The sequence below is a fragment of the Apibacter sp. B3706 genome (assembly GCF_011082725.1).
GTDB lineage: Bacteria > Bacteroidota > Bacteroidia > Flavobacteriales > Weeksellaceae > Apibacter.
This window is the reverse complement of record NZ_CP049715.1, coordinates 2,044,917-2,064,246: the sequence shown is the minus strand read 5'-3', so window position 1 is coordinate 2,064,246 and position 19,330 is coordinate 2,044,917. Positions and strand designations below refer to the sequence as shown.

Annotated in this window: 13 protein-coding genes; 4 read left to right on the top strand and 9 right to left on the bottom strand. The window is 32.6% G+C overall.

Going from position 1 to position 19,330, the window contains the following annotated elements; all coding sequences use genetic code 11:
* Positions 1 to 62: 62 nt before the first annotated feature.
* Positions 63 to 2,255 (bottom strand): glutamine synthetase III, encoded by a 2,193-nt coding sequence (locus G8C41_RS08945; RefSeq protein ID WP_166007363.1) that lies wholly within the window; start codon positions 2,253 to 2,255, stop codon positions 63 to 65.
* Between the two features lie 581 nt (positions 2,256 to 2,836).
* On the opposite strand from G8C41_RS08945, the gene G8C41_RS08940 reads away from it, so the two are divergent.
* The 3 genes from G8C41_RS08940 (at position 2,837) to G8C41_RS08930 (ending at position 5,600) form a co-directional block, all read left to right on the top strand.
* Positions 2,837 to 3,820, top strand: coding sequence for an aldo/keto reductase (locus G8C41_RS08940; protein ID WP_160568736.1), 984 nt, complete (start codon positions 2,837 to 2,839; stop codon positions 3,818 to 3,820).
* A gap of 19 nt (positions 3,821 to 3,839) precedes the next feature.
* Positions 3,840 to 4,559, top strand: coding sequence for a 3-ketoacyl-ACP reductase (locus G8C41_RS08935; RefSeq protein WP_160566127.1), 720 nt, complete (start codon positions 3,840 to 3,842; stop codon positions 4,557 to 4,559).
* A gap of 66 nt (positions 4,560 to 4,625) precedes the next feature.
* Entirely contained in the window at positions 4,626 to 5,600 is a 975-nt protein-coding gene (locus tag G8C41_RS08930) for a 2-hydroxyacid dehydrogenase (RefSeq protein ID WP_166007361.1), read from the top strand.
* A 66-nt stretch (positions 5,601 to 5,666) separates the two neighbouring features.
* On the opposite strand, the gene G8C41_RS08925 is transcribed toward G8C41_RS08930, so the two are convergent.
* From G8C41_RS08925 to G8C41_RS08890, 8 genes are all read right to left on the bottom strand, one after another.
* A complete protein-coding gene (locus G8C41_RS08925) occupies positions 5,667 to 8,042 on the bottom strand; it encodes a hypothetical protein (protein ID WP_166007359.1) in 2,376 nt (791 codons plus the stop codon).
* A 177-nt stretch (positions 8,043 to 8,219) separates the two neighbouring features.
* The gene (locus G8C41_RS08920) at positions 8,220 to 8,969 is read right to left on the bottom strand and encodes a hypothetical protein (protein ID WP_105296444.1); all 750 of its coding nucleotides are present in this window, start codon (positions 8,967 to 8,969) and stop codon (positions 8,220 to 8,222) included.
* A 491-nt stretch (positions 8,970 to 9,460) separates the two neighbouring features.
* Entirely contained in the window at positions 9,461 to 10,966 is a 1,506-nt protein-coding gene (gene glpK / locus G8C41_RS08915; RefSeq protein ID WP_160568730.1) for a glycerol kinase GlpK, read from the bottom strand.
* A 128-nt stretch (positions 10,967 to 11,094) separates the two neighbouring features.
* Positions 11,095 to 12,402, bottom strand: a complete 1,308-nt coding sequence (locus G8C41_RS08910) for a hypothetical protein (RefSeq protein WP_166007357.1) — start codon at positions 12,400 to 12,402, stop codon at positions 11,095 to 11,097.
* 120 nt (positions 12,403 to 12,522) lie between these two features.
* A complete protein-coding gene (locus G8C41_RS08905; protein ID WP_160542970.1) occupies positions 12,523 to 13,386 on the bottom strand; it encodes a hypothetical protein in 864 nt (287 codons plus the stop codon).
* Positions 13,387 to 13,709: 323 nt separating this feature from the next.
* Positions 13,710 to 14,936 carry a glycerophosphodiester phosphodiesterase family protein gene (locus G8C41_RS08900; RefSeq protein WP_166007355.1) on the bottom strand — a complete coding sequence of 409 codons (1,227 nt, stop codon included), beginning with the start codon at positions 14,934 to 14,936 and terminating at the stop codon, positions 13,710 to 13,712.
* Positions 14,937 to 15,265: 329 nt separating this feature from the next.
* The gene (pgtP, locus tag G8C41_RS08895; protein ID WP_160542972.1) at positions 15,266 to 16,624 is read right to left on the bottom strand and encodes a phosphoglycerate transporter protein PgtP; all 1,359 of its coding nucleotides are present in this window, start codon (positions 16,622 to 16,624) and stop codon (positions 15,266 to 15,268) included.
* Between the two features lie 61 nt (positions 16,625 to 16,685).
* Positions 16,686 to 18,260, bottom strand: coding sequence for a glycerol-3-phosphate dehydrogenase/oxidase (locus G8C41_RS08890; protein WP_166007353.1), 1,575 nt, complete (start codon positions 18,258 to 18,260; stop codon positions 16,686 to 16,688).
* A gap of 289 nt (positions 18,261 to 18,549) precedes the next feature.
* On the opposite strand from G8C41_RS08890, the gene G8C41_RS08885 reads away from it, so the two are divergent.
* The gene (locus tag G8C41_RS08885) at positions 18,550 to 19,317 is read left to right on the top strand and encodes a DeoR/GlpR family DNA-binding transcription regulator (protein WP_105296437.1); all 768 of its coding nucleotides are present in this window, start codon (positions 18,550 to 18,552) and stop codon (positions 19,315 to 19,317) included.
* Positions 19,318 to 19,330: the final 13 nt, after the last annotated feature.

Here is a 19,330-nt window from a genome sequence, read left to right as displayed (position 1 = left end):
GGGTTGATAATTCTTCAACCCTCTCTATAATAAATATTTATTGAAAATTAAATCAATTTAGCCTATCTTAACGTAAAAAGTAATTCTCTATATTTTGTTAATGGCCACATTTCGTTGTCTATCAGCATTTCCAATGCATCAGAATGTTCTCTGATTTTATCAAATAAAGGCTTAACTTTATTACAAAAAGTTTCAGCTTGTTTAGCAGGATCTGAAATAGCGATGGCCTTGTCTCTTTCTTTAAACAATATATCTACTCCGCTTTTAATTTCTGTAATATGAGAAGAGATATTTTTAATAAGATCCAATTGCTCTTTACACATGGACTTCATTTCATTTTCACCAAAAATATCTTTTAAGCCTTTTGCATTTTCAATCAATTTAGTTTGATAATCAACAGCCACAGGAACAATGTGATTACGAGCCATATCTCCTAATACCTTTGCTTCAATTGAGATCATTTTAGAATATTTTTCCAATTTGATTTCATTTCTGGCTTCAATTTCCTTATGAGATAAAATATTTAGCTTTTCAAATGGCTCAATATATTTTTTGTTTAATTCAAATTTTAATGCCTCAGGAGTAGTTTTTTTATTTTCCAATCCTCTTTTTTCCGCTTCTTTAACCCAATCTTCACTATAACCGTCTCCTTCAAATAATATAGATCTTGATTCAGTAATATAGTCACGAAGAATATTAAATATTGCTTCATCTTTTTTAAGTCCTTTAGCAATCAATTCATCAACCTCTTTTTTGAATTTTTGTAATTGATAAGCCATTATAGTGTTTAAAACGGTCATAGGCTCACCACAATTAGCTTGAGATCCGACAGCTCTGAATTCGAATTTATTTCCGGTAAATGCAAAAGGCGAAGTTCTGTTACGGTCTGTATTGTCAAGTAATAGTTCAGGGATTTTTCCGACAATATTTAATTTTAAATCAGTCTTTTCATCCGGGGAAAGTTTTCCTTTAGTAACTTTTTCCAACTCATCTAAAACAGCGGTTAACTGAGATCCAATAAATATAGAAATAATAGCAGGTGGAGCTTCATTAGCACCTAACCTGTGATCATTACCAGCCGATGCAATTGAAGAACGCAATAAGTCACCATAGTCATGTACAGCCTTAATAGTATTGATGAAAAAAGTAAGGAACTGGAGATTTTTCTTAGGGTTCTTTCCGGGACTCAATAAGTTTTCTCCGGTATCTGTTGAAAGCGACCAGTTATTATGTTTTCCGCTTCCGTTAACACCATCAAAGGGCTTTTCATGAAATAAAATGCTTAAACCGTGTCTGCGGCTTACTTTTTTCATGACATCCATTAATAATGAATTGTGATCTACCGCTAAATTTGCTTCTTCAAATAATGGAGCTAATTCAAATTGATTCGGAGCAACTTCATTATGTCTGGTTGTTACAGGTATACCCAATCTCATACAGTCAATTTCCAACTCTTTCATAAAATTTCTTACGCGAGTTGGAATAGAGCCGAAATAATGGTCTTCGAGTTGCTGTCCTTTAGCAGGGGCGTGACCTAGAAGAGTTCTTCCCGTTAAAACCAAATCCGGACGAGTTTGAAAAAGAGAAGAATCCACTAAAAAATATTCTTGTTCCCAACCCAAAGTAGAATAAACTTTGCTAACATTTTTATCAAAATAGGCTTGACACACTTCAGTAGCGGCTTCATCTACCGATTGTAATGCTCGTAATAGTGGAGTTTTATAATCTAAAGTCTCACCGGTATAAGAAACAAAAATAGAAGGAATACATAAGGTTGTATCAATAATGAAAGCAGGTGAAGTTGGATCCCAGGCGGTATAACCTCTTGCTTCGAATGTATTACGTATTCCACCATTAGGGAAGCTGGAAGCATCCGGTTCTTGCTGAATTAATAAAGAACCGCTGAATCTTTCAATGGCTCGACCTTCTCCAATTGGATTAAAAAAAGAATCATGCTTTTCAGCTGTCTCTCCCGTTAAAGGTTGAAACCAGTGAGTATAATGGGTAGCACCTTTAGACATAGCCCATTCTTTCATGGAAACAGCAACCTGATCTGCAATCTCTCTTGTGATTTTCTTTCCATATTTTATCGCATCTAAAATGCTTTGATAAGCTTCTTTAGTCAGATATTCGCGCATAGTGGATTCTGAAAAGACATTTTCGCAATATAGCTCAGATAATTTTTTTGGAATTTCTATATGTTTAGGCTGTAAATAAGGAAGCCTTTTTAAAGCATAAAAACGTAATGTTGACATAAAAGGTATTTTTTTTAGAGGGTAAATATAATTATAATATTAAAATAAATCAAATAACCCTTATTTTTTACACACAATTAAAAGAATTTTATTAAAAATCATTCATTGAATTCTTAACATATTATCAAAAAAAAACTTCAATTTTAATAAATAAAATAAAATAAACAAGTAATAAGTATTTTAATATGAGAATGTCATAAAAACAAAATGTATAAAAAAAATAAATTATTTTATATTCATTTATTATTTATCGGGCTCTATTAAGAATAATAAAAGAAAGAAAAATAATTTATGAATAAATATTTAACTTGTAATATGTTACGAATGGATAAATTTTTCACTGTATTGTGGATAAAATATTTTAATACGGTTTTTATATGAAATAAAATTAGAGAAACAGAATTGAAAAGATAGAATATTTAAAATAATTATAAAAACTGGATAATTGTAAAATTTTTGTTTATAAAATCTTGCGTTGGTATAATATTTTCATTAATAATTTTAAATAAATCTTATAAAAGATAAGATTAAAAAGATAAAAATAACAACAATAATTAAAATTAATCAAAAACCTAAAAAACATGGAACATAGAAAAATAGGCGATTCAGATTTATCTTTATCGGTAATAACTTTTGGAGCTTGGGCTGCCGGAGGCTGGATGTGGGGAGGAACAGAAAGAAAAGTTGCCGTTGAAGCAATCAAATCAGCTCACGATGCAGGAATAACATCTATCGATACAGCTCCTATATATGGACAAGGAACCAGTGAATCTATAGTAGGAGAAGCTATAAAAGGAATTCCTAGAGATAAAGTCCAAATTTTAACTAAATTTGGAATGCGTTGGGATTTAGCTAAAGGAGATTTAGCCATGCACAGTAAAGACAATTCAGGAAAAGATATCGATATATATAAATATGCTGGAAAGGAAAGTGTTATCCATGAATGCGAACAAAGTTTAAAACGTTTAGGAACCGATTATATAGATCTATATCAACTGCACTGGCCGGAAACCGTTACACCCATTGAAGAAACGTTTGAAGCAGTTGCAAAATTAATCGAGCAAGGAAAAGTACGTCATGCATCCGTTTGTAATTGCTCCACTTCACAAATTGAAGCAGCAAATAAAGCATGCAAAATACTTTCCGATCAGGTTCCTTATAGCATGTTAAATCGTAAAATAGAAAAAGATATAGTTCCTTACTGTATTAAAAATAAAAAGTCTATCTTAGCTTATAGTCCAATGGAAAGAGGATTATTAACCGGCAAAATTAAACCGGATCATAAATTTGAAGAAGGTGATGCCCGAAGGGATATGAAGATGTACCAACCGGATAGTATTAAAAGAATTGATGATTTCTTGGCTAAAATTAAACATATTGCAGATGATCAAGGAGCAACACTGGCTCAGTTAGTACTAAAATGGACTGCTGAACAACCGGGTATTACCATAGCCTTGGCCGGAGCAAGAAATGCAGAACAAGCAAAACAAAATGCAAAAGCTGCTGAAGTAAAAATCAGCAAAGAACAAATGGATTTTATCGATTCGGAATTAGCAAAATTATAAAATCATATAAAGAATTATTATGGAAAAACTGACAGGTAAAAAAGCAATAGTTACAGGTGGAAACAGAGGATTAGGAAAAGCAGTGGCTTTAGCTCTGGCTGCTGAAGGGGTAGATGTAGCTATTACAGGAAGAGATGAAAAAACAGTTAAGGAAACTGTAAAGGAATTAGAAGGAAAAGGAATACAAGCTGCATATTCAATTTTTGATGTTTCCAATCAAAAAGAAGTTGAAACGGAAATGGAAAAATTACAAAACAGTTTCGGATCCTTTGATATTTTGATCAACAATGCGGGAATTTCAGCATTTCAAAGTTTTTTGGATATGCCTGTTGATCAGTGGCAAAATATTGTACAAACCAATCTTTTCGGACCTTATTTCATGTCAAGAGCAGTTTTGCCTGCAATGATTGAAAAAAAAGGAGGAGATATCATTAATGTTTCATCCACGGCTGGATTAAAAGGGGGCGCAAACACTTCAGCCTATAGTGTTTCAAAAGCCGGTTTAATATCCTTGTCGGAATCATTGATGTATGAGATGAGGAAGCACAACATAAGAGTTACAACTCTTACACCAAGTACCATTGCATCAGACATGTCTGTAAAATTATTAAAAATTACGGATGGAAATCCGGAAAAAGTTTTACAGCCGGAAGATTTTGCAGAATTAGTGGTTGATATTCTTAAGTTAAATAAACGAGCCTTGTTGGCAAATGCATCTTTATGGTCAACCAATCCTTAAAATTATAAACCCATAGATAAAGTCCGGCTAATATACCGGACTTTATTATTTTAACATTTAAAATATATGAAAGTATTTATATCCGGCAAAATACCGGAAGTAGGAGTAGACATGCTGAAAAAGGCAGGTTATGAGGTCGAAATGTGGACAAATTCGGAACCTATTACCCTTGCAGAATTAATAGATAAATGTAAACAATCCGACGCATATATAAATGTGATGTCTCCTGTGCCGGAAAGTTTTTTTAAAGAAGTTACAAATTTGAAAGTTATTTCCACATTTTCGGTTGGTTATAATCATATCGATATCCAAGCAGCCACACGTTTGGGCATACCAGTGGGAAATACCCCGGATGTTCTCAGTAATGCAACGGCAGACATTGCTTTCTTGTTACTGTTGAATGTTTCCAGAAAAGCTTTTTTTAATTATCGAAGGATAATCGAAGGAAATTGGAAGCCCGGTTTTTTATCAGTAGAATATTTAGGGCAAGAATTAAATGGAAAGACCTTAGGCATATTTGGTATGGGACGTATAGGAATCAAAATGGCTCAAAAATGTAAAAATGCATATGGGATGAATATACTTTATAATAATAGGCATAAACAAGAAGATGCCGAAAAAGAATTAGGAGCGCATTATGTTTCTTTTGAAGAATTATTGGAACAATCGGATGTAATAAGTTTACATGCGCCTTTAACAGATGAAAATAAAGGTATTTTTAATGCCACGGCGTTTAAAAAAATGAAGAAAACATCTATTTTAATAAATACGGCCAGAGGTCCCATGGTTAATGAAAAAGATTTAATACAGGCCATCCAAGAAGGTCAAATCTGGGGAGCCGGTTTAGATGTAACAGATCCCGAACCCATGAAAGCAGATAACCCTTTATTAAGCATGGAAAATGTTGCGGTTACGCCTCATATCGGATCAGCAACTATAGAAGCGCGAAATGCGATGTCGGCTTTGTGTGCTAAAAATATTATTGCCGGTTTAAAAGGAGAAAAATTACCTTGTGTCGTTAATCCCGAAGTATATAAATAATTAAAATATTATATTGATTTATAGTAATGTATGAGCTTGTAAAATCAATATGTGTTTATTTGAAAATTATAATTCCATAGTTAACTTAATAGACATATTTTGATCTAAATTCCCAACTTTATAAGCGCCTAAACGAGCATATACGCCAACACCTACCAGGCCTAATAATAGCTTATTTGCTTCAAAACCAACTTCCTGGTAATAATCTTTAGGAACATCGAATTCAAAAAGCGAATGAATATCTTTATTCGGCATCCATCCTATAAGACCATTGTATAATACGGCAAAATGTAGAGATTTAAATTCACTTACGCGTAAAGGACGGAAATGGTGGGTAAATTGGAAAGAAATAAATCTATCTGAAAAAAAGGAGGAAGGTCTCATAGTTTCAAAACTTTGAAAGCCTTTAAAAGCAAATCTTCCCCAAATACTGTTTCCGTGCTTCGCAACCCCGTTGCCCTCGAAAGAATTTATAATTGGAGTATCTCCGAAAGTGGCTCCTATATTCCCGATAATTTCAGTTTTACCTAATTTGGACAAAAAAGTATATAAAGCCGAGAGGTATAAACGATGAATACCTGTACTGTTTTCAAATAATTTCCAAGATTTAGCGTAAGTAAAATAATAATAAGGAGGCTTATCTTGTAATGTATATTTTCCGTTATTTGATTCGATATATTTTACATTGGGAGCATATCGTAAACGTATGGCAGTATTAACATAGTTAAACCAAGTACTTTCATCGTAATCTTTAAATTTATAATGAAAATTCACCCGTTGTCTTTGGAAATCAACCGCAAAAGTAATATCAATATTTTTTAAAAAATCTTGTTGATACGATAATTCTACTTTCCTATAGCTAAAATAATCACCGTTGTAAATATTATTGGTTTTAGCCGTAAGCTCATCTTTTGGAGTTAAATACTTAATTTTGGTTCTTCCCACCGGCAGCACATCGGTTTCTGCTTTTATAGATAATTCTCCACCTTGGTGCTTATTAACAAAAAATGTTACATCTGCACCTCCTTTAACTTCCTCATCTCGGGTTCCTTTAGCTATATACCCTCCAATACGAGTATTTTTACTGAATTTATGGTTTGTATGCCCTCCTAGTTGATAACGGAAAGATTCATACAGGTTATGACTAAATATACTGTATATATCAAAATTAAAAAATCCCAATTCCAGATCCCCCTCGGTAAGTTTTCTTAAAAATCGTAATTTAGGTTCCAGTTTGTATTCTTTTGATATTCGGTATAATTCATTATAAGTAGTAGCTTCGCGATGAGTTAAAGAATCGTCTCGCAGTGCTGAAATTTTTTCATCTGCATTGTGGGAAACTTCTTTTGAGATAACATATTCATATCCTTTGAAGTCATTAGCAGTATAAGAAACATCGTTAGTGAAATTGGTTACATGAGAATCTATGGTTGCCGTAGTAGTTAATCGAGTTATAGAATGCAATCCCTTAGGCAGTAGTTTATTTATTTTTTTGATGAAATTACTGCTTAAAATTTCTGTCTTCATATATTCATCTTCTGTATACCAAATTCCTTCATAGGGAGCATAAGTTATTTCGTAATATATATTGGAGATTTTCGAATTATTGCCAATTAATTTTACGAGCGCATACGATTCAGAATCTACAAAAACTGTTAGATTTTTGTAAAATTGAGCTTCACTTTTTCCATGAGAATAGGTATAGATAACATATGTTTTTCTGTTGTTAATATAGACACTGTCTACCAATCGGGATATAGTTCCCTGCGTTTCCCTGGGCTTAAGCATTTCAGGATAATCATTGACCATTGATTTTGCAATGGAAAAATTAAAAAATTGTGGATTACTAAATCCTCCTGCTTTATAAGCTGTTACAATGGCTTTTTTACCATATTTTTTATCATATTCATAAAGCATAGTTCTTTCACCAATGAAAACCATGCTTTTTTCTAAAAATCCTTTTAATTTATTGTTTAAAGTATCCAGTTTTCTTTTAGGATGATTAATATAAGTAACGGAATCAGAAGGCATGTCTAAAGTAAATTTTACATACGAATCAAACTTATACGCATTGAGATGATCAGCATTATTTTTACTGCTCTTTTCCCATACTTTTTTTAGTATAGATACAGCCTTTGGATCACTCTTTTTTTTAATTTTTTTAAATAAATAAATAGTTTTATCCAGTTTGCCGATCATTTCTATTTTAGGCAAGTAACCATCAACACGAATGATTATTTTATTTATATTACTATCTAAAGTAATCATTCCTTCTGCATTGGTAAATCCTAACAGGCTATTTGATTCATTGTAAATAAAAGCTTTTTCAACAGGTAGATTGGTTTCAATATTTACAATTTTAATGTGTATTTGACAGAAAAGATGTAGAGAAAAAAAGAGAAAAAATAATAGAACTAAGTAGCTTCTTATAGATGTTTGCATTTATAGAAATAATCTTTTTTGCTTCAATTGATTAAAAAATCCGAATTTTTAGCTTGTACTGAAAACGTAAATTTATAAAATTATTTTTTATACGAAAATGGTTTAAAGTATTTTAATAACTAAAAAAGCCGATTTATTATAAACCGGCTTTTTTTATATCTGAATTAAAAATTTTTTTTAAAATAATGAAGTGGCGATTTGGACTCTTGCTTCTTTGCGAGAAGGATTCCACATGGCTGTGGCAGAAACAGGTAATTTATATCCGAGAACCGTAACATCTTTAGAAGCTGTAATTCCGGCATTTACAATGTCGAAATCGTGTTTTTCATTACCGTAAAAGCTAGATTTTCCTGCAAGACCAAAAGCAGCACCGCAGAATATATCTAGATCCACCACTTTACCTTTTATAATAGGATAATTTAGTCCGGTATAAGTAGACCATCTTTGATCTCCTTTTTCATTTCTGTCTGCTCCGTAAAAAGAAGTTCCATAATCCAGTTTTAAAGGAAAGCTGTCACAGAAAACAAAATATCCTCTGAAATCAAATCGATGTCCGGTTGTTTTGTGATCATAATTCCAAATGTCATTATCCTTAGCATCTTTTAATCTTCCGGTAGAATTGAATACATCCCATACACCGACACCCCATTTTCCCGTACTATAGTGTAGATAGTAATTAATTTCATGATAGTGTTGTCCGTTTGTATCCCCGAGACCTATACCGCCCCAAACTCCCAATTTTAGATATTTTTTATGATCTAAAGCATAATTTATGTCTACGTCGGCCATTGCACCGTCTGTTACAGTTATACCTCTCCAAAAGTGGTTGGATCGTAAACTAAGATTGAAATCTAATCTTTCTATTTCTTGACTATATAATGAAATAGAAGATATAAGAAGTGTAAGTAAAATAAGAATTTTTTTCATATTAATGGATTTTAGTTTGTTTTTTATTTTAAATCAGCATTGAAATTTGAGTGTAAAAATATAAATATTCTATCGGAATATATAATTTCTTGCTAATTATTCGGAAACATATTGAAACTTTTGTATCAATTAGATTAAAAAAATAGGATATTTAGTACAAATATTTTAGAGATTATTATAAAGCTGATAATTATCTTGTCTAAATTTTATAATATATTTTATAGATAGATTTACAGATGCCGAATTCTGCAAAAATTTGAAATTTAGGTTCAGAATTAGCATCAGTAAAACCATCTATAAATATGCTACGGGTATGATTAATCAATCCATAGAAACTATATTGTTAGTTACTGTTTCTAATTGTAATTAGTTTTACAAAAAATCACAAAAACCAACGCTAAGAACTTGACTTGTTGAAGCAATTAATTAATTACTTCTTTAATTTGCTTTATATAATTTTTATAGTAAATGAAAGTCTTTGCGTGAAAACTTTATTTGTCTTCATCATCAACCCAATTAAGTACTCTGCTTACCGCTCTTTTCCAACCTTTTAAATAATGTTCGGCTTTATCTTTATCCATTTCAGGTGTAAATACACGGTCTACAGATCGTTGAGCTTGAAGTTCATCAATGCTTTTCCAATAACCAACAGCTAATCCGGCCAAATAGGCAGCACCTAGAGCAGTTGTTTCCAATGTTTTAGGTCTAATTACATTAAATCCGAAAATATCAGATTGGAATTGCATCATTAAATTGTTAGCACAAGCACCCCCGTCAACTCGAAGTTCAATTTCATGAACGCCGGAGTCAGCTTCCATAGCTTTTATTAAATCATACACTTGGTATGCAATACCTTCTAAAGTAGCTCTGGCAATGTGTCCATCGGTAGTTCCTCTAGTAATTCCTAAAATTCCTCCACGAGCATAGGGATCCCAGTACGGAGCACCTAAGCCCGTTAATGCAGGAATAAAATATACCCCACCATTATCAGAAACAGTTTTAGCTAAATTTTCAGTGTCAGCAGAGGTTTTAACAATTTTAGCTCCGTCTCTTAACCACTGTACTACCGCTCCACCAACGAAAACGCTACCTTCAAGCGCATAATAAGTTTTACCATTAATTTTCCACGCAATAGTAGTTAATAAATTATTTTTAGATAAAACCGGTTTTTCACCTGTATTCATTAATAAGAAACACCCTGTACCGTATGTATTCTTCGCCATTCCTTTATTTGTACACAATTGACCGAATAAAGCAGCTTGTTGATCTCCGGCAATACCTGAAATAGGAATTTTTGTTGAGAATAGAGTAGTGGAGGTTTCACCATACACTTCACTGCTTTGTTTTACTTCAGGAAGCATAGATTTAGGAATGTTGAATAATTTTAATAAATCTTCATCCCATTCCAAAGTATGAATATTAAACAATAAGGTACGAGAAGCATTAGAAACGTCGGTAACGTGCATTTTTCCTCTGGTAAGTTTCCATACCAACCAAGTATCTACTGTACCAAAACAAAGTTTTCCTTGCTCAGCCTTTTCTCTTGCTCCCGGAACGTTGTCCAATATCCATTTTAATTTTGTACCTGAGAAATACGCATCCAGTATTAAACCGGTTTTTTCTCGGATCATATCAGTTAAACCTTGTTCTTTAAGTTCATCACAATATTTGGAAGTTCTTCTGTCTTGCCAAACGATAGCATTGTAAATGGTTTCACTGGTTTCTCTGTCCCATACAATTGTGGTTTCCCTTTGGTTGGTAATACCAATCGCAGCTATATCCAATCCGGATATACCTTTTTTAGCTATTGCTTCGGCAGCAACAGACATTTGCGAAGACCAAATTTCTTCAGGGTGATGTTCCACTAATCCCGGTTTTGGAAAGTATTGGGTATAATCTTTTTGTGCAACCGATACTATTTCTCCTCCATGATTAAATAAAATAGCTCTGGAAGATGTAGTTCCCTGATCTAAAGCTAAAATGAATTTTTCTTTCATCTTTATTGATTTTAGTTATTTAATTTGTCCGTATAAAATAAAACAAAAAATACATTTAAAATAGGATGATTAGTAATTTAAAGATCTTTTTTTAAATGTATTTTAAATTTTATATGTTTTTTATTATGTTAAAAAACTCCTTTCGTATTATTGTATAATACGATTTGGTAACTCAACCCGAACCAATCATTAGCAATGCTTGGTCCACCGGTTTCCGCTCTATGCTGATAGAACGCTGTTATTTTTGCCATTCTTGGACTGTTAGGGTATAAATAGAAATTTACCCCGGCAGTATATAAGTAAAGCTTTTCATAGTCAAATCCGGAAATATCTTTATTTCCTTGATTGAAATATTCAAATCTTGCAACAGGTTCAATTTTTGGAGTAATATTAAATCCTGCTAATAAAGAGTAACCTAACTTATTAACCTTAACAAAATCATGTTTAGTATAATCCATATTGTTAGGGGTTACAAATATAGTATTTCCATTTTCATCAACGCTTGTAAATCGTACATTTTTGTAAGTACCATAATCAAATTTAAATTTGTATTTGTTAGGATTTATATAATATAAAAACCCTGAATAAGCCCAAGCTTGTTTAAAGCCCATTCCCGGAAGATTAACAGCACCCATATGACCACCGAATTCGACATTTTTTACAGGGAAAAAACGTAGGGATGCATCCCAGCTTTTAAATTCTAAACCGTGGTTTCCTTGTCCTTCCGATGGACCATCGTTGAATGAAGACCAATATCTGTCTCGATTGCTGTCGCTATTATGCAAAAAGAAGGCATATCGTACAAAATTTTTAACGTTACCTGAAACGTTAATACCATAATGTCTTAAATCAGGAGCTCCTTGAGCTGCACTTTGATTTTCAGATGTATAAGTAAAGTCGGCTAAATCTAAGTCATAAGCAGATGTTTCATTAGCAGCTCTGTTTCCGGCTCCTTTAAAACGTCCTAACTGTAAATTAAGCAACGGATGGAAGTTATATTTAATGAAAGCATCAGAAATTTTGCTTGCGTGTAGGTTCCAAGTTATGCTGGCGCTCAATTTAGTAGATATAGCCATATCTGTATGTAAGAATCCTATTTTGAATGCAGCCGGTTGAAAATTATAGCTTGAATTTGCTTCTTTATGAGGTCCTTTTTCACTAGGAACTTGTTGGTAAATAGTTTCCAGAACCATACCGATTCCGTATTTCAGAGTAGGAGTAAAGCTATTTTCATCTCCTCCCGTTAATTCTTTAATAAAATTTAACTTAATACCTTGAGAAAGCTGGGAGCTATCGCTGTTCATACGTTCCACAAGTGAAGGTCTTTTTTTAATAGAATCGCTGTCTTGTTGGAATTTATCCAGGGAGGCTTTTTGGCCATAGCCTAAAATAAATGCTGCCGTAAAGAAAAGAGATAAACTGCGTTTAAATTTCATGTTAGTTGTTTTTGTTTAGTAATTAATTGGTTTCGTAATGTAGTTGTTGAAATAAGGCAAAGATTTAGTATTTAATGCTTTGCCTTATCTTATTCTGTTAATAAGTGGAACGAAAGAGAATTATTTTTTAGTTTTTTCAAAAATATACAATTCGTGAATTTCTCTGTCATAGCCCGGGTAGAATCCGGACGGCATACCCATTTTAATGATTGCTCCTCTATTATTAAGGATAACAAGGTCATTGGTTACAGGATCAATTGAAAGACCTTCAATTTCTCCGGCTCTTTTAAATTCAGGAATTGATCTAAATAAAGAAACTTCCGCACGAGTTTGGTTCGGATCGCTTACGTCAGCAATATAAACATTATCTGCTTCCGGAATATCGGAATCCCCGTCATCAGAAGTTATTAAAAGTTTTCCATCAATATGATAAACCCCTTGTTGCCATTGTGGAGAGGGTTGTAAATGAACTTTACCAATATATTTTCTAGTTTTTAAATCATATTTGTATACATACCATCCGGAAGTCCAATCAGACATCCATGCAATGTTGTTCTTTCTGTCAATGGTAATACCACTAACTTCCGGTTGTTCAATTTCTCCAAAGTCTATAGAATATTTATAATCTAAAGTTTCAGCATCGTAAACGGCAATTTGAATGTTGCGTACAACTCCTGAATCAAAAAATTCAACTCCGGTATAAACTTCTCCATTATAAATATCGATATCTCCGAAATGATTTACTTGTTTTTCAAATTTGGTAAATGGTTTATCGTTTTTTGTAATTAGATTCCCATTTTTATCGTATTTGAATAAAGCTGTGCTGCTTGATACATAGTAGTAATCTTTGTCTATAGCAATACCTTGTCTTCCTTCAACAGGAATAACTTTTTTTAGTTTGTAGCTACTCCCTGATTTTGCTAATTTTTGAGCATTCATGGAAGTGAATCCAACTACTAATAGTGCAAGTATTAGTTTTTTCATGATCTTTTTTTTGTAATGTTAATATTTATTTTATTTTTTATTTTGACTTATTTATTTTTTATTGATTAACTAATGGCTAGATTTTTTACTTCGTGTTTTTTTATAAGATTATTTTTATTAGTAGGATCTAATTAAAAAATGAAATGTAATAGTAAACAATTGACGCGTATCTAATTTTAAAATTTTAATTAGGTGAAATTTTGATAAGTAGTTTTTTACTGTTTGATGAAAGGGTTATTTTCAATTTTGTTAAACTTCTTAAGAAAACAACATTTAAACTATATCGAAGTAATAAAATTGAAAATAACCTATAATTTTTTTGTTTAGTAGCCTAAATCTGTCAATATAGTTTTAGCATCTTGATAAGCCGGTCCTCCTTCTCTGAGTTGCTTTTCATGATAGAAACGAATTGTTAGATCCGATTGATTGGTAAACATTCCATCATAAAAAGAAAAATATTTAATCATTTGTCCCTCATTATCGAAAGAGTAAGGATGTATTTTCATGCCTGATTGGTGTATTAATTCTGCTTGCCAAGGATTTAATAATTCCGGCCAATTGTCGGGTGGAGTTCCTCCGGCAATAGAAGGACCAATAAACTGTGCTAAATTTTCAATTCCGAAATTAATATGCTTTATATAAGTGGCTTGTTGGTCATCATGTATATCATCCGGACCGGTACCTTTCCAAAATAATAAAGCGGTTGGAATTTTTCCTTTAAATAAATCTTTTAAAATCAGTAAGCTATTATGAGAAAAAGTCTGTAATACAACTTTTCCATTGGTATTTCCGACATTTACTTTACCATTTTTGAAATGGGCGGTTTCTGTAGCCGGTTTTTCAATAATGTTCCATCCATGTCGATTCAATTCCTTTACTAAAGCATGCTCTATTCCGGGATTTAAACTGGGCTCTTTAGTTTCAATATAAATTCCGGGTCTGTTTCCATTATCTGCCGGATCATTTTCATATTCAAAAGTATATTTTCCGTTTGTTTTTTTCCAAATTCTTTCTCCGTTAGCATCTCTTTTTAAACGTTTTCCTTGTGCAAACATTAGTAAGTCTTCCAAGGTGCTGATATATTGTTTTTGAGAGGAGAAGCTTGGTCTAGCTCTGTCGGGTGATGTATTTTTATCATGGTTAAACCAAGTACCGGCATCCAACTTTAATAATTCTTCATAAGTAAAGGTAGAGGCAGGTTGAGTTGCTCTGTCCGGATAGATATCTTTAATGTTGGACGTTCGGGTCAGTACATTGTCATGCACTACTAAAATTACGCTGTCTTTGGTAATTTGAAGATCAGCTTCCAAATAATCTGCTCCCATATTTCGTGCCCATCTATATGCGGACTCTGTAGACTCCGGTGCCCAATAAGAGGTTCCTCTGTGACCTATTACGGCATTTTCAGGAACGTAATCCCTTACTTTTTGCATTTCAGGAGATAAATGAAGAACTTCTTCTTTACTGTTTGTGGATGCGTTATCATCGCTACTACATGATAAAGCTATCATACTTAAACATGCTAATGTAACCAGCTTATTATTTCTCATATAACTATTATAAAAAAGTGAATTTAGTTTGAATTTAATTTTTGAGATATCTTGCTACTTGATGGTATTTCTTTTAAATGCTAATAGGTTTTGATTGTGAAAAATTTTATTGGTGGCTCTATTTACATCATATCTAAAACAGAATTTTTAACTCTTATTTTATAACTCAAGTTTTATCTTTTATCAATCATTATTTTTTCAAATAATTTTCAATTAAATCAGAGCTTTTATTCAGTAATGGATTTATACATCCATTTGTAATTCATTCCAAAAAATTTTATCACAATCAAAACTTATTAAAAACAGAAAAAGAATGTATTTTTATATTGTTATTTATTTTTATCCAATTCTTGTTCTTTTTTGTAAGTGAAAGCCATAAATATAATGGATAAAATGCCGCTGCCAATTAACAATTGGAAGCTTGCCGACCATCCAAGGGATTCAACTACTTTTCCCATAACTATATTAGCAAGTAATGAAGTACCGATAAAATAACCGAAGAAACCGGTAAGACCTGCAGCAGTTCCTGCAGCATTTTTAGGAGCTAAATCTAATGCTTGAACACCTATTAACATCACCGGACCATAGATAAAGAATCCAATTGAAGTTAATGCGATTAAATCAACTAATTTACTGTCCGGATTTTGCCAATACACAACTATTGATACAATTACCAATAACATAAATATAATGGTAGTCATGGCTCTTTTCCCTTTAAATATCTTATCACTAACCCAACCACATAATAAGGTTCCCGGTATAGCAGCCAATTCATAATAGGTATAGGCATTGCTGATATCACTTTGGGAATATCCTTTTACTTCTGAAAGATAAGTTGGAGCCCAGTCTTGTACTCCGTATCGGATAAAGTAAACAAAGGCGTTAGCGAATGCAACGAACCAAAGCATTTTGTTATTTAAAACGTATTTGAAAAATATTTCTTTAGTCGATAATACTTTTTCGGAATCTTTAGAATAATTAGGAGGGAAATCATTTTTATATTCTTCAATGCTCGGCAAGCCGCATGCTTGAGGATTGTCACGAATAAGAATATAAGAAATTATAGCGATTAGGATGGCAATTCCTGCAGGAAACCAAAACATTCCTACTTTCCAGCTTAGAACACTCATACTAAGAGATGAAGCGAAAAGAATTCCCCATTTGGTTACCTGACCTAATAATCCACCACCAACATTGTGAGCTAAATTCCATATAGCCATTTTTGTTCCCCTTTCTTTAACAGAAAACCAATGAGTCATCACACGTCCGCAGGGAGGCCAACCCATACCCCCGAACCAACCCACTAAAAATTGGAAAACGGCCATTACGGTAATATTATACATTCCTATGGAAGTTCCTGCTATAATGGTTGAAACCGCAGCTAAAATTAATCCTAAAGGAAGGAATTTTCTTGCATTACTTCTATCTGAAATACCACCCATAATGAACTTAGATAAACCATACGCAGTAGCATTGAATGAAAAGGCAATTCCGAGGTCTGATTTAGAAAAACCCATTTCAACTAAATAAGGCATAGCCAATGAAAAGTTTTTTCTAACAAGATAATAGGCGGCATATCCTATAAATATTCCTATGAAGACCTGAAGCCTCAATTGCGTATAGGAAGATTTAACTTCCGATTCCGGCTTACGTTCAATAGGCTTAGGTGGAGCTAAAAAATTTGACATTTTTTTAAATTTATAATAGAGTTAATTATTTTTTTAATGAAAAAATGATAGACAACTTATTTTAGTAATTAACTAATAAATATCCTTTGGCTAAATCTTGGAACTCTTTAGTTTCTTTAGCAACCCAATTGTCATCATATCCTAATTCGTTAGCTATAATTTTTGCTACCGATTCAGCTGCATCTATAGCAGCGCGCGCATCAACAAATAATAGTCGAACTCTTCGGGCTAATATATCTTCAACTTTTTGCGCCATCTCTTGTCTAACAGCCCATACAATTTCAGCTTTTGTATAGTCATGGTTTGGATGGATTTTTTCTGCATATTCAGGATTTTCTTGCTGAAGTTTTTTGATAGCCGGTATATCCGAACCATAAACATATAAATGATTGGTTCTGTCAACTTGATCTGCCGGCATATTCCCGTGAATGGAAAGATTAACTGTTTTACAAGGTTTACGATCAATTTTTCCGGTCTCTATGGCTTTATCTATAAAGTCTTCTGCCATTTGTCGGAAGGTTGTCCATTTTCCACCGATTATACTTAATAATCCGGTTTCTGAAACTAAAATTTTATGATTTCTAGATACTTCTTTAGTGCTTCCTCCTTCTTTGTCAGGAGCCGCTAATGGTCTTTGTCCCGCAAAGATGGATAATACGTCTTTTCGAGTAGGTTTTTTAATAAGATATTGAGATGCTGTATTAAGTACAAATTCAATTTCTTGTTCCAAAGCTCTAGGCTCTAAACTTGGGTGATCAACTAATACATCTGTGGTACCTACCACTAGTCTGTTATGCCATGGAACGGCAAATAATACCCTTCCGTCGCTGGTTTTAGGAATCATCAAAGCATTATCTCCCGGTAAGAATGATTTGTCTAATACTAAGTGGATCCCTTGACTTGGAACAACTGTTTTTTTATGGTTAGGGTCATTCATATTAAGAATATCATTAGTAAATACACCGGTGGCATTTAATACTACCTTTCCTTTTACTTCGTATTCGGTACCGTTAATTTCGTCTTTAACTTTTACACCTGTAATTTGGTTTTTATCATCTTTGATTAAACCGGTTACTTTCATATAGTTTAAGATGGCTCCCCCATTTTCTACAGCAGTTTGGGCAAGATTTACAGCCATACGAGAATCGTCAAACTGTCCATCATAATATATTACCCCTCCATGTAGACCGTTAGGTTCTACAGTAGGTAGCATTTCCAGCGCTTTGCTTTTACTGATATGCTCGGATTTTCCTAAGCTAAGTTTTTTCGAAAGCATATCATATATTTTTAGCCCAATGGTGTAAAAAGGACCATCAATCCATTTATAGTTAGGTATAACAAAAACTTGTTTTTTCGCAAGGTGACTGGCATTTCTTTCCAAAAGACCTCTTTCTCTTAGTGCCTCTTTTACTAAGGCAATATCTCCTTGTGCTAAATATCGAACACCTCCATGAAGTAATTTTGTAGAACGACTTGATGTTGCTTTTGCAAAATCATGAGCTTCAAATAAAACGGTTTTATATCCTCTTGTTGCTGCATCTACAGCTGCTCCCAAACCACTTGAACCGCCACCAATTATAATTACATCCCATTCAGAATTTGTATTTAGTTTTGATAATTGATCACTTCGTTTCATTTTGTTTTAATTTAATTGTTTTTTGCTTCTTTTCTGTTGTCGGTAAAATTACAAAAAAAACAATACGAAACAGTATGAAATTTTTTAATATACAATTTTCTGTTGAAATTCCTATAAATTTTAGTTAAAAATTTGATAAAATAAAGGTGCAGGCTGTTAATTAATGGAATAAAAATAAAATAATTTATTGGCTGTATAGTTGTTAATGATAATTTAATTGACATATTGATAAAATGCAATAAAGATTTAGATTTTATTCTTAACTTTAAACTTTCAAAAATTCCTGATCATGATTAAGCTTAATAGAAGGCAGCAACTTATTATCGATGAATTAGATGAGCATAATTTCACTAAAGTTAATGAGCTTTGTGAAAAATTAAATGTTTCGGCGGTTACTATCAGAAAGGATCTTCAATATTTGGAAAATACCGGTCTTTTATATAGAACACATGGTGGAGCAAGTAAGCAGCCTCTCTATGCTTTCGAAAAAAATATTAACGAAAAAGAATTTGTGCAAGTAATGCAAAAACAAAAAATAGCGAAAGCTGCACTTAAGTTCGTTAACGATCAGGATTTTATTATTTTAGCTTCAGGAACTACTGTATATTATTTAGCAAAAATCATTTCAGGATATGAAAAATTAACGATCATTACCTCTTCGTTAAGTGTATCTATGGAGTTGAGTAAGGATTCTTTTATTGATGTAATTCAGCTGGGGGGAAATCTAAGGAAAAGCTCCATTTCCGTAATAGGATCTTTAGCAGAGTCCGAATTAAAAAAATTTTCATGTAATAAATTGTTTTTGGGAATAGATGGCATAGACCTGGACTTTGGTCTTTCAACCTCCAATTCAACAGAAGCCCATCTTAATAAAGTAATGATAGAGCAATCGGAGAAAGTCATTGTTTTGGCAGATTCAACTAAAATAAATAAAAGAGGGTTTGGTCAGATTTGTTCTCTGGATAAAGTAGATGTTTTGATTACAGATAATGATATTACGGAAAAAGATCTTACCACTTTAGAAGATAATGGAATAGAAGTAATTGTAGCCAAATAAATTTTGATTTGTT

Excerpts from the sequence above, each read along its gene's own strand:
- G8C41_RS08890 (WP_166007353.1), bottom strand. The coding sequence starts at position 18,260 with ATGAAACGAAGTGATCAATTATCAAAACTAAATACAAATTCTGAATGG.
- G8C41_RS08945 (WP_166007363.1), bottom strand. The coding sequence starts at position 2,255 with ATGTCAACATTACGTTTTTATGCTTTAAAAAGGCTTCCTTATTTACAG.
- G8C41_RS08920 (WP_105296444.1), bottom strand. The coding sequence starts at position 8,969 with ATGAAAAAAATTCTTATTTTACTTACACTTCTTATATCTTCTATTTCA.
- G8C41_RS08940 (WP_160568736.1), top strand. The coding sequence starts at position 2,837 with ATGGAACATAGAAAAATAGGCGATTCAGATTTATCTTTATCGGTAATA.
- G8C41_RS08885 (WP_105296437.1), top strand. The coding sequence starts at position 18,550 with ATGATTAAGCTTAATAGAAGGCAGCAACTTATTATCGATGAATTAGAT.
- G8C41_RS08910 (WP_166007357.1), bottom strand. The coding sequence starts at position 12,402 with ATGAAATTTAAACGCAGTTTATCTCTTTTCTTTACGGCAGCATTTATT.
- G8C41_RS08905 (WP_160542970.1), bottom strand. The coding sequence starts at position 13,386 with ATGAAAAAACTAATACTTGCACTATTAGTAGTTGGATTCACTTCCATG.
- pgtP (WP_160542972.1), bottom strand. The coding sequence starts at position 16,624 with ATGTCAAATTTTTTAGCTCCACCTAAGCCTATTGAACGTAAGCCGGAA.
- G8C41_RS08930 (WP_166007361.1), top strand. The coding sequence starts at position 4,626 with ATGAAAGTATTTATATCCGGCAAAATACCGGAAGTAGGAGTAGACATG.
- G8C41_RS08900 (WP_166007355.1), bottom strand. The coding sequence starts at position 14,936 with ATGAGAAATAATAAGCTGGTTACATTAGCATGTTTAAGTATGATAGCT.
- G8C41_RS08935 (WP_160566127.1), top strand. The coding sequence starts at position 3,840 with ATGGAAAAACTGACAGGTAAAAAAGCAATAGTTACAGGTGGAAACAGA.
- glpK (WP_160568730.1), bottom strand. The coding sequence starts at position 10,966 with ATGAAAGAAAAATTCATTTTAGCTTTAGATCAGGGAACTACATCTTCC.
- G8C41_RS08925 (WP_166007359.1), bottom strand. The coding sequence starts at position 8,042 with ATGCAAACATCTATAAGAAGCTACTTAGTTCTATTATTTTTTCTCTTT.